Source organism: Enterobacter cloacae complex sp. 2022EL-00981, from assembly GCF_028737495.1.
Taxonomy (GTDB): Bacteria; Pseudomonadota; Gammaproteobacteria; order Enterobacterales; family Enterobacteriaceae; genus Enterobacter; species Enterobacter cloacae.
On record NZ_JAQZRK010000039.1, the window covers coordinates 1 to 11,835 of the forward strand.

Sequence of the window (11,835 nt, forward strand, 5' to 3'; positions counted from 1 at the left end):
AGGTGGCGTATGGCGTCCTGAAATCAGGACGCCCGTTCGATGCCACACTGCACGAGAAAAATGCTTGCGTGGCATAACAGTATCTACGGGGATAATTGTAGGCCCGGTAAGCGCAGCGCCACCGGGCGTTTTTTTACAGCGTATGCTCCGTACGCGCAATGATATCGTCCTGTGCATCCGGCGACAGGGCGGTGAAGAACGCCGAGTAGCCTGCGACGCGTACCACCAGGTCACGATACTGGTCCGGGTGTTTCTTCGCGTCTAGCAGCGTTTCGCGTGAAACGATGTTGTACTGAATATGCCAGCCTTTATGCACCTCGAAGAAGGTACGCAGCAGCACCATCAGCTTTTGACGGTCGCTGTCGTTTTCCAGCGTTGACGGGTTCAGCTTCTGGTTTAACAGCACGCCGCCAAGAATCGCTTCGGTCGGCAATTTACCCACGGAGCCGATTACCGCCGTTGGACCGAGGTGATCGGTACCGGAGGCCGGACTGGCGCCTTCCGCCAGCGGGGTGTGCGCTTTGCGTCCGTCCGGAGTCGCCATTGTCGCTGCACCAAACGGCACGTTTGCGGAGATGGAGGATGTGCCCGCGTAGTAGTTACCGCCAATGGGGCCACGGCCGTAACGCGGGTTGTGATACTGCTTCAGCTCGTCAATGTAGGTCTGATAAGCACGGGTCAGCAGCATGTCCACACTGTCGTCATCGTTGCCGTACTTCGGCGCACCGTTGATAAGACGCTGACGCAGCTGCTCGTGCGTCAGCCCGTCGAAGTCATCCGCCAGCGCCGCCGCCAGCTGCTGCTGACCGATGACGCCCTGCTCGAACACCAGTTTCTTCACCGCCGCCAGGCTGTTACCGAGGTTGGCAATCCCCACCTGCAGGCCGGAGACCCAGTCATACTTCGCGCCGCCCTGCTTGATGCTTTTCGCCCGCTCGATACAGTCATCCACCAGCGCCGAGCAGAGGATATCGTGGACATTCTCTTCCAGCATGGTGTCCACGACATACTCAATCTCGATGGATTTACGGGTGTAATAGCGGATCTGGGTATCCCAGGCCGTCATCACCTCGTCGAAATTGCTGAAGTTACCGGCAGAGAGCGCTTTCTCCTGCGGCAGGAACACTTTCCCACTGGTGGCGTCGCGGCCGCCTTCCAGCGCGGCGAGCATCACGCGGGCGAAGTTAATAAAGCTCATGCCGGTGCAGCGGTAGCCCCATTTGCCGCCAACGGCGGTTTCGATGCAGCCGATGGCGGCATAGTCGTACGCATCTTCTTTTTCTACGCCGAGCTTGATGAATTCCGGGATCACGATTTCATCGTTGTTGAACGCTGGCATGCCGAAGCCGCAGCGGATCACCTGCACGCAGGCGTCGAGGAAGTCGTTGCTCATCCCTGCGTGATAACGCACGCTCAGGTTTGGCTGGGTGGAGCGCAGACGACCGCAGGACTCCAGAATCGCGTAAGAGAGCGGGTTGACGGCGTCCATTGGCTCACCGTTGACCAGCTTCTGACCGCCGATGGTGACGTTCTGGTACAGCGGGCTGCCTGCGGAGGCTTTGGAGTGCGAGCCGGAGCGGATCTTGTTCACTTCCAGCAGCTTCAGCCAGCAGCTGTGCAGAAGCTCGATGGCGTGCTCGCGGTCAAGGCTCTGGTTCAGCTCTACGTCGCGACGGTAGTACGGGTAGAGATATTGATCCATGCGGGCGAACGACACGGAGTGGCCGTTGGACTCAATCTGCAGGATAAGCTGAATGAAGTAGCACAGCTGCAGCGCCTGCCAGAAGGTTTTTGGCGGTTCATGGGCAATCGCGTCACAGTTTTCCGCTATCGCCAGCAGCTCGTCGCGGCGGCTGACGCGGGATTCGGTAGCTGCCATTTCACGCGCCAGGGCTGCAAAACGTTCGATATGCAGACTTACCGCCTCCAGCACGATATCTATCGCTTTCAGGAACTGATCGCCGTGCAGGTCGTCCATCACCGTCAGGTTGATGCGCGAGCGGCGCTCGGCCACTTTAGCACGCAGGCCGTCGAGCCCTTTTTCCAGCACCAGCGGGAAGTTCACCGCCAGGTGGGCATCGCCGGAGGTCATGTTGCCTTCGGCTTTGATAATGCCGGTTTCCAGCAGGCTTTTCTGCTCGTCGGTGAACATGCCGTAACAGCGATCCTGTACCGTCTGGCCGCGCCACCACGGGCAGATCTCATGCAGAACGCGCTTATTCTCTTCGCTGACCGCAAAGCCCGCGCCGGGACGGTCCGCCAGATCGTCAATCTCTTTCTCAATCCAGGAGACGGTATATTCCGGGAAGATCGGCGCGGCGCGCACTTCGCTTGCCTGGTTACCGACGATCAGCTCATCGTGTTTGATCCAGATGGTGCGCTGCGCGAGATGATGCGCCAGCGCCAGCGCGCGACGCACCGGGATCGGTTTATCCATATGCTGCTGGTACATTTCCGTGTAGTGCTGCGCGCGCTCGGTACAGACCGGCGGCTTCACGATATGCACCAGGGCCATTTTGTGCGCTTTAATGCGCTCGCTGAGGGTGTTGAGATTCAGGGTAGTCATCGTTTTATCCTCGTAAGGTCGCGGTTAACCCTTTCTGGCAGGCATACTGCTGTGCAAAGTCCAGTAGCGCAGGGTTATCCAGCGGTTTGTCAGGGGCAGTGTAAGGTTGGCCGAGCAGGGTGTATTTGTTCATGCCCAGCGTGTGATACGGCAGAAAGTGAATGTCGCGAACGTTCAGTTCGTCGGCGGCGAAATTGGTAATGGCGGTAACAGAGGCTTCATCGGCGTTAAAGCCCGGGATCAGCGGCACGCGAATGATGATTTTTTTCCCGGCCGCCGCCAGGCGTTTCAGGTTGTCCAGGATGCGTTTTGCCGAGCCGTCCGTCCACTGTTTGAACACCTCTGCATCCACATGCTTCAGGTCGGCGAGGAACAGATCGACATACGGTAGTGAAGGCGCGATATAGTGCCACGGCACGTGAAGGCAGGTTTCGACGGCGGTATGAATACCCTGTTCATGGCTGGCTTTAAACAGCGCCAGTGCCAGATCGGGGTTCATAAACGGCTCGCCGCCGGAGAGGGTGATTCCGCCGCCGCTGCGGTCGTAAAACGGCTTATCGCGCAGGACGGTCGCCATGATCTCCTCCACCTGACGTTCTTCACCACATACGGTGAGCGCCTGTGTCGGGCAGCAGTCGGTAAGGGCGTTAAGCGTCTGTTCGTCTAGTTTCTCACGGTGGATGACCAGCCCGTTCAGCGCACGTTCGATACAGCCCGGTGCCGCCTGCTGGCACAGATCGCAGCCGTCCAGGCAAAGACGTGCATCAAACAGCACGTCCCGCGTGCGGGCCCGGCTTTCCGGGTTCTGGCACCAGCGACAGCCCAGCGAGCAGCCTTTCAGGAACACCACGGTACGGATCCCGGGGCCATCGTGGGTAGAGTAACGCTGAATATTGAAGATCATGATTTTGCCTCTCATCTTGCATATGAAGATTAAATTACTTTCGAATGAAAGTTATCTTGATGCAGGTCAACTCCTGAGCAGGTTTTGTCGTGATAGGGTAAGTGCAGGCTAAAATTGAGGGCGACATCATGGAACTTTATCTCGACACTTCTGACGTTGCGGCAGTGAAAAAGCTCGCACGTATCTTCCCGCTGGCGGGCGTAACCACCAACCCCAGCATTGTGGCGGCAGGCAAAACGCCGCTTGAGGTTCTGCTGCCAGAACTGCACGACGCGCTGGGTGGCAAAGGCCGTCTGTTCGCGCAGGTGATGGCCACGACCGCCGAAGGCATGGTGGACGATGCGCGTAAGCTGCGTGCCATCATTAACGACCTGGTGGTGAAAGTGCCGGTGACGGCGGAAGGGCTGGCGGCGATCAAAATGCTGAAAGCAGAAGGGATCCCGACGCTGGGGACCGCGGTATATGGTGCCGCACAGGGGATGTTGTCCGCGCTGGCGGGGGCAGAGTATGTCGCGCCTTACGTTAACCGCGTGGATGCGCAGGGCGGAGACGGGATCCAGACCGTTGTGGAATTACAGCAGTTGCTGACGCTGCATGCCCCGCAATCAAAAGTGCTGGCGGCGAGCTTCAAAACTCCGCGTCAGGCGCTGGATTGCCTGCTGGCCGGCTGTGAGTCCATCACGCTGCCGCTGGACGTGGCGCAGCAGTTTATTACCTCTCCGGCGGTGGATGCGGCGATCGTGAAGTTTGAGCAGGACTGGCAGGGGGCGTTTGGACGGACGGCTCTCTGACGCTGTTGCCGGGTGGCGCTGGCGCTTACCCGGCCTACGTTCGCGCTGTTGTAGGTCGGGTAAGGCGAAGCCGCCACCCGACTTTTTTTACTGGCTGCACACCTCACACCCCGGATTACGCATCAGCTTCATCTCGCGGAACTGGCAGGTCATTGCGTCATACATCACAATTTTCCCCGCCGCTGGCGTACCGTAACGGGTCAGCACTTTGATCGCTTCCATCGCCTGCAGTGACCCGATCACCCCGACTAACGGCGCCATTACGCCCGCCTCGACGCAGGTGAGCGCATTCTCACCAAACAGGCGGCTCAGACAGCGATAACACGGTTCGCCTTCAGCATAGGTAAAGACGCTGATCTGTCCTTCCATGCGGATTGCCGCGCCAGAAACCAGCGGCGTTTTGTGGGTAAAACAGCCGGCGTTTAGCTGGTTGCGGATGGCAACGTTATCAGTACAGTCCAGCACCAGATCGTGCTTTGCGATTTGCGCGTATAACGCCTCGTCATCCAGCATCGCGTTAATCGGAGTGAACTGAACGTGGGGGTTGATGCGCGTTAACGCTGCGCGGGCAGAGTCCACCTTCGGCTGGCCGAGTGTCGCATCGCTGTGCAGCGTCTGGCGCTGCAGATTGGACACCGACACGGTATCAAAGTCCAGCAGCGTCATCTTGCCCACACCCGCCGCGGCGAGGTATTGCGCGGCGGCGCAGCCCAGACCGCCCAGGCCGACGACCAGTACGCTGGCCGCCTTGAGCGCTTCCTGGCCTTCAAAATCAAAACCGCGCAGGACAATCTGGCGGTTATAGCGCATCATCTCTTCATCGCTCAGTTCCGCCGCCATCTCAGCCTCCGAACAGGTGGTTAAAGCGCTCCACCTCAACCCATTCGCCTGCTTCCACATTGCCACGCTCGCGCTCCAGCACGATAAAGCAGTTGCCCTGGCTGAAGGAGCTGAAAATGTGCGAGCCCTGATGGCCGGTGGTGCTCACCTCCAGCTCGCCCTCCGCGTTGCGTGTCAGAATACCGCGCTGGAAATCAAGACGACCGGGGGATTTCTTAAGGCGCGTAGCGGCACGCACGCGCTGGCGTACCGGCAACGGACTGGCACGGTTGCCCGAAAGCTTCGCCAGCAGCGGGATCACCAGCTGGTAGAAGGTCAGGGCGGCAGAGACCGGGTTACCCGGCAGGCCGCAGAACCAGCTGTGCTTAAGCTTGCCAAAAGCGAACGGTTTGCCCGGCTTGATGGCCAGCTTCCAGAAGGCGATTTCACCCAGCTCTTCCAGGATGGTTTTGGTGTAATCCGCCTCACCCACCGAAACACCGCCGGAGCTGATCACCACGTCGGCCGCGTTGTCTGCCTCAATAAAGGCGGCGCGCAGTTTTTCCGGGTCATCAGGAATAATGCCAAGGTTGATCACTTCACAGCCCAACTGTTCCAGCATCAGGTGTACCGCCAGACGGTTGGTGTCGTAAATCTGCCCGTCCTGCAGCGGCTGGCCCGGAAGCTGCAATTCGTCACCGGTAGAAAAGAGCGCGACGCGCACCTGACGGATCACCTCAATGTCCGCGATACCAAGCGAGGCCAGCACCGGCAGTTCGCCCACCGTCAGCTTCTGCCCCGCAGCGAATACCGTTGCGCCAAGAGCAATATCTTCGCCGGTGCGGCGGATGTTCTGGCCTGCTTTGACGCTGGCGGTAAAGCGCACGCCGTCAGCGGTCTGTTCGGTCTCTTCCTGCATCACTACCGCATCGCAGCCTGCAGGAACCGGCGCGCCGGTCATGATGCGCACGCAAGTGCCCACAGGCCATTCTCCGTCAAACGGTTGACCGGCGAAGGCTTTTCCTGCGACAGGCAGCGCCTGACCCGTCTGGAGATCCGCCAGGCGTACCGCGTAACCGTCCATCGCTGAGTTATCAAACCCCGGCACGTTAAGCGGGGAAATGATGTCGCGTGCGGCAATACGACCAAAACAGCGCGCCAGCGGCAGCGTCTCTACGTCGTGCAGCGGGGAAAGTCGGTCAAGCATCTGCGTGAGTGCCGTCTCAAGCGGCATCAGTCCGGCGGTAAAATCCATGGTGGGCTCCAGCACAGTAACAACGAAAGCGCTCATTATGGCAGAAAAGTGCGGCTAACTGTATGACCCACCATGAGTACCCTTTACATCGCAGTTGCGTCTTTCTATATTCAAAAATTATCTGAAGAATCATCAACGATAATGATATTTATAGAAAAAGCCGCCATGCAGGCTGACAGGTGAGGCGAAATGGTTAATGCGGTAATCGCAATTCATGGCGGCGCCGGGGCTATTACCCGTGCACAGCTCAGTCCTGAGCAGGAGAAGCGCTACATTGATGCGCTCTACGCCATTGTCGAAACGGGCCAGCGAATGCTGGAGGCGGGCGAAAGCGCGCTGGATGTGGTGACCGAAGCGGTGCGTCTGCTGGAAGAATGTCCGCTGTTCAATGCGGGGATAGGTTCCGTGTATACGCGTGACGAGACGCACGAGCTGGATGCCTGCGTGATGGATGGCGTCACCCTGAAAGCAGGGGCCGTGGCGGGCGTGAGCCATCTACGCAACCCGATTCTGGCGGCGCGACTGGTGATGGAAGAGAGTCCTCATGTGCTACTGACGGGCGTTGGGGCGGAGAACTTTGCCTTCGCACACGGGATGGAGCGGGTATCGCCGGATCTTTTTTCCACTGACGAGCGCTACCAGCAGCTGCTGGCAGCCCGTACGGCGGGCATGACCCAGCTGGACCACTCCGCACCGCTCAATGAAACCACCAAAATGGGCACGGTTGGCGCAGTGGCGCTCGACAAGGCCGGTAATCTGGCGGCGGCCACCTCAACCGGCGGTATGACCAACAAGCTACCGGGCCGGGTTGGCGACAGTCCGCTGCCGGGCGCCGGGTGCTATGCCAATAACGCCACGGCGGCGGTCTCCTGCACCGGGACCGGCGAAGTGTTTATTCGTGCGCTCGCCGCATACGACATTACCGCCCTGATGGATTACGGCGGGCTCAGCCTGAGTGAAGCCTGCGAGCGTGTGGTAATGGAAAAGTTGCCCGCGCTGGGCGGTGAGGGTGGACTCATTGCGGTGGACCGTGAGGGTAACGTAGCCCTGCCGTTCAACAGCGAAGGGATGTACCGCGCCTGGGGCTATGCCGGTGATGAACCCAGCACCGGGATCTATCGTGAATAAGGGGGCAACGCGTGCCGCACAGTGAAGAGCTGGATAACCGCGAAGTGCTGGCTGTCCATCAGCTGAATATTGCGTTTCAGGAGGAGCGGCAGTTCATCCCCGCAGTAGAGAATTTATCGTTCTCACTCAACCGCGGCGAAACGCTGGCGATTGTGGGTGAGTCCGGCTCCGGGAAATCGGTCACCGCGCTGGCGCTGATGCGCCTGCTGGAACAGACGGGCGGGCAAATCAGCAGCGAGAAGATGCTTCTGCGCCGTCGCAATCGTCAGGTCATTGATTTAAACGAGCTGAGCGCAGCACAGATGCAGGGCGTGCGCGGGGCGGATATCGCGATGATCTTCCAGGAGCCGATGACCTCGCTGAACCCGGTCTTCCCGGTTGGAGAGCAAATTGCCGAATCCATCCGCCTGCATCAGGGGCTGAGCGGCGATGAAGCCCTTCTGGAAGCCAAACGGATGCTGGAGCTGGTACGTATCCCGGAGTCGCAGTCCATACTCGGCCGCTATCCGCATCAGCTCTCCGGCGGGATGCGTCAGCGGGTGATGATTGCCATGGCGCTCTCGTGCCGTCCGGCGGTATTGATTGCGGACGAGCCGACGACGGCGCTGGATGTCACCATTCAGGCGCAGATCCTGCAGCTTATCAAAGTGCTGCAGCAGGAGATGGAGATGGGGGTGATGTTTATCACCCACGATATGGGCGTGGTCGCGGATATTGCCGATCGCGTGCTGGTGATGCACCAGGGCAGGGCGGTAGAAACCGGCACGGTAGAGCAGATTTTCCATGCGCCCGCCCATCCTTACACCAAAGCGCTGCTGGCGGCGGTTCCGCGTCTGGGGGCGATGAACGGCAGCGATCTTCCGCGCCGTTTCCCGCTGATTTCCCTTGAGGCGGCGGGCCGCCAGGAAGAGGAAACCGAGCAGGACACCGTGGTCCCCGGCAAGCCCATTCTGGAGGTGCGGGATCTGGTGACCCGTTTTCCTCTGCGCAGCGGCATTTTCAACCGCGTAAAGCGTGAAGTGCACGCGGTTGAAAATGTCAGTTTTGATTTATGGCCAGGCGAAACGCTGGCGCTGGTGGGGGAGTCGGGCTGCGGCAAATCCACCACCGGACGCGCGTTACTTCGGCTGGTGGAGTCGCAGGAAGGGAGCATTACCTTTAACGGCGAACGTATCGACACCCTTCCTGACAGTAAGCTTCAGGCGGTGAGGCGGAATATCCAGTTTATTTTTCAGGATCCGTATGCGTCTCTGGACCCGCGCCATACGGTGGGGTATTCGATTATGGAGCCGCTGCGGGTACATAACCTGCTCGACGGCGAAGCCGCACAGCGTCGGGTGGCGTGGCTGCTGGAACGCGTGGGTCTGAAGCCGGAACATGCCTGGCGTTACCCGCATGAGTTTTCCGGCGGCCAGCGACAGCGTATCTGTATTGCCCGCGCGCTGGCCCTGAACCCAAAAGTGGTGATCGCAGACGAATCTGTCTCGGCGCTGGATGTCTCTATCCGCGCGCAAATCATCAATTTATTGCTCGACTTACAGCGGGATCTGGGGATTGCCTTTCTCTTTATTTCCCATGACATGGCGGTGGTGGAGCGCATCAGCCATCGCGTGGCGGTGATGTATCTGGGGCAAATCGTCGAGATTGGTCCGCGGCGGGCGGTGTTTGAGAACCCGCAGCACCCGTACACCCGTAAGCTGATGTCTGCAGTACCGGTTGCCGATCCCGAACACCGTCACGGGCAGCGCGTGCTGTTGCAGGATGAGATGCCGAGCAATATTCGTAAACGGGGTGAGGTCATGGAGCGGGTCACGCTGCGTGAAGTGGGCCCCGGACATTTTGTTGCCCCTCCGCGTCAGGACAATGCATTTTCGCGGTTATAACGTACAACAGGCAGGAGAACACAATGGTTAAATTTGTTGCTCGTACATGGCTGTTAGCCGCGAGCGTGACGGCAGCCCTGGCCGCCTCTCCCGCGTTCGCTGCCAAAGATGTGGTGGTTGCCGTCGGCTCCAATTTCACCACCCTTGATCCCTATGACGCCAACGATACGCTGTCGCAGGCGGTCGCCAAGTCGTTCTACCAGGGGCTGTTTGGCCTGGACAGAGAGATGAAGCTGAAAAATGTGCTGGCAGAGGGGTACACCGTCTCGGATGATGGGCTGGTCTATACCATTAAGCTCAGAACCGGCGTGAAGTTCCAGGATGGCACCGATTTCAACGCGGAGGCGGTGAAGGTTAACCTCGACCGCGCCAGCAACCCGGAAAACAGCCTCAAGCGCTACAACCTCTATAAAAATATTGCCAGCACCGAGGCCGTCGATCCGACAACGGTAAAAATTACCCTGAAAGAGCCGTTCTCGGCCTTTATTAATATTCTGGCGCATCCGGCGACGGCGATGATCTCACCTGCGGCCCTGAAAAAATACGGGAAAGAGATTGGGTTCCATCCGGTCGGTACCGGCCCGTATGAGCTGGTTACCTGGAACCAGACGGACTTTGTAAAGGTGAAGAAATTCGCCGGCTACTGGCAGCAGGGGCTGCCGAAGCTCGACACCATCACCTGGCGTCCGGTGGTGGATAACAACACCCGCGCGGCGATGCTGCAAACCGGCGAAGCGCAGTTTGCCTTCCCGATCCCGTACGAGCAGGCGGCGATCCTGCAGAAGAACAGCAAGCTGGAGCTGGTGGCCAGTCCGTCGATTATGCAGCGTTACATCAGCATGAACGTGACGCAAAAACCGTTTGATAATCCCAAAGTGCGCGAGGCCATCAATTACGCGATTAACCGTCAGGCGCTGGTAAAAGTGGCCTTCGCGGGCTTCGCCACCCCGGCCACCGGCGTGCTGCCACCGGCTATTGCCTATGCGCAAAGCTATCAGCCGTGGCCATACGATCCGGCGAAAGCCCGTGAACTGTTAAAAGAGGCGGGCTTCCCGAACGGCTTTAGCACCACGCTGTGGTCATCCCATAATCACAGTACCGCGCAGAAGGTGCTGCAGTTTACCCAGCAGCAGCTGGCGCAGGTCGGTATTAAGGTGCAGGTCACCGCGATGGATGTCGGGCAGCGTGCAGCAGAAGTGGAAGGGAAAGGGCAGAAAGAGAGCGGCGTGCGGATGTTCTACACCGGCTGGTCGGCCTCTACCGGTGAGGCAGACTGGGCGCTGTCGCCGCTGTTCGCCTCACAGAACTGGCCGCCGACCCTGTTCAACACGGCATTCTACAGCAACCCACAGGTGGATAAAGATCTTGCCGATGCGCTGAAAACCACCAAACCGGATGAGAAAGCGCGCCTCTACAAAGACGCACAGGATATCATCTGGAAAGAGTCGCCGTGGGTACCGCTGGTGGTGGAAAAACTGGTTTCGGCGCATAACAAAGCGTTGACCGGGTTTTACATCATGCCGGATACGGGCTTTAGCTTTGACGATGCGGATTTAAAATAACACTCATGCTCAATTATGTTTGTAAACGCCTGCTGGGGCTTATCCCGACGCTGCTGATTGTGGCGGTACTGGTGTTTTTGTTTGTCCATCTGCTGCCGGGCGATCCGGCGCGTCTGGTGGCCGGGCCAGAAGCGGATGCCACCGTCATTGAACTGGTGCGCAAACAGCTTGGTCTCGACCAGCCTCTGTACATGCAGTTTCTCCATTATATTTGCAACGTGCTGCAGGGCGATTTTGGTATCTCGATGGTGTCGCGTCGCCCGGTATCGGAAGAGATTGCCAGCCGCTTTATGCCTACGTTCTGGTTAACGATTGCCAGCATGTGCTGGGCGGTGGTGTTTGGGCTTGGCGCCGGGATTGTCGCTGCCGTCTGGCGCAACCGCTGGCCGGACAAGCTCGGCATGGCGCTGGCGGTGACCGGGATCTCTTTCCCTGCCTTTGCGCTGGGGATGCTCCTGATGCAGATTTTCTCCGTGGAGCTGGGCTGGTTGCCCACCGTCGGGGCCGATACCTGGAAGCACTACATCCTGCCGTCCATGACGCTGGGCGCGGCCGTCTCCGCGGTGATGGCGCGCTTCACACGCGCGTCGTTCGTTGACGTGTTGAGTGAAGATTACATCCGTACCGCACGGGCGAAAGGGGTGAGCGAGAAGTGGGTCATCCTCAAGCACGGTTTTCGTAACGCGATGATCCCGGTAGTGACCATGATGGGGCTGCAGTTCGGCTTCTTGCTGGGGGGCTCTATCGTGGTGGAAAAGGTCTTCAACTGGCCGGGGCTGGGGCGCCTGCTGGTGGATTCGGTCGAGATGCGCGACTATCCGGTCATTCAGGCGGAAGTTCTGCTCTTCTCGCTGGAATTTATTCTTATCAATTTAGTGGTGGATGTGCTGTACGCCGCCATTAATCCGGCCATCAGGTATAAGTAAG

General features: G+C 59.0%; 8 protein-coding genes and 1 pseudogene. 5 read left to right on the top strand and 4 right to left on the bottom strand.

The annotated features are described in order from the left end of the window. Nucleotides 1–133 precede the first annotated feature (133 nt). Together PUZ33_RS22550 and PUZ33_RS22555 are read right to left on the bottom strand one after the other, a co-directional pair. Nucleotides 134–2,566: a formate C-acetyltransferase/glycerol dehydratase family glycyl radical enzyme gene (locus tag PUZ33_RS22550; RefSeq protein ID WP_058681080.1), complete on the bottom strand. Its 2,433-nt coding sequence runs from the start codon at nt 2,564–2,566 to the stop codon at nt 134–136. Nucleotides 2,567–2,570: 4 nt separating this feature from the next. Further along, nucleotides 2,571–3,470, bottom strand: a complete 900-nt coding sequence (locus PUZ33_RS22555; protein WP_058681081.1) for a glycyl-radical enzyme activating protein — start codon at nt 3,468–3,470, stop codon at nt 2,571–2,573. 128 nt (nt 3,471–3,598) lie between these two features. Here PUZ33_RS22555 and fsa point away from each other — a divergent pair, with 128 nt between their 5' ends. Further along, complete coding sequence (gene fsa, locus PUZ33_RS22560; protein WP_029882869.1) at nt 3,599–4,261, top strand: fructose-6-phosphate aldolase; 663 nt, start codon at nt 3,599–3,601, stop codon at nt 4,259–4,261. Between the two features lie 87 nt (nt 4,262–4,348). Here the strand turns inward: fsa and moeB are convergent, their stop codons facing one another. Together moeB and moeA are read right to left on the bottom strand one after the other, a co-directional pair. Continuing rightward, nucleotides 4,349–5,101 (bottom strand): molybdopterin-synthase adenylyltransferase MoeB, encoded by a 753-nt coding sequence (gene moeB / locus PUZ33_RS22565; protein WP_058681082.1) that lies wholly within the window; start codon nt 5,099–5,101, stop codon nt 4,349–4,351. Nucleotide 5,102: 1 nt separating this feature from the next. Beyond that, nucleotides 5,103–6,335, bottom strand: a complete 1,233-nt coding sequence (gene moeA, locus PUZ33_RS22570) for a molybdopterin molybdotransferase MoeA (RefSeq protein WP_045901364.1) — start codon at nt 6,333–6,335, stop codon at nt 5,103–5,105. Nucleotides 6,336–6,524: 189 nt separating this feature from the next. On the opposite strand from moeA, the pseudogene iaaA reads away from it, so the two are divergent. From iaaA to gsiC, 4 genes and pseudogenes are all read left to right on the top strand, one after another. Continuing rightward, nucleotides 6,525–7,488 (top strand): annotated as a pseudogene (gene iaaA, locus PUZ33_RS22575) (beta-aspartyl-peptidase). Continuing rightward, a complete protein-coding gene (gsiA, locus tag PUZ33_RS22580; RefSeq protein ID WP_040020707.1) occupies nt 7,475–9,346 on the top strand; it encodes a glutathione ABC transporter ATP-binding protein GsiA in 1,872 nt (623 codons plus the stop codon). The pseudogene iaaA and the gene gsiA overlap by 14 nt, the downstream one beginning before the upstream one ends. 23 nt (nt 9,347–9,369) lie before the next feature. After that, nucleotides 9,370–10,908: a glutathione ABC transporter substrate-binding protein GsiB gene (gene gsiB / locus PUZ33_RS22585; protein ID WP_058681085.1), complete on the top strand. Its 1,539-nt coding sequence runs from the start codon at nt 9,370–9,372 to the stop codon at nt 10,906–10,908. Between the two features lie 5 nt (nt 10,909–10,913). Beyond that, a complete protein-coding gene (gene gsiC, locus PUZ33_RS22590; protein WP_020689877.1) occupies nt 10,914–11,834 on the top strand; it encodes a glutathione ABC transporter permease GsiC in 921 nt (306 codons plus the stop codon). The last annotated feature ends 1 nt before the right edge of the window (nt 11,835 follow it).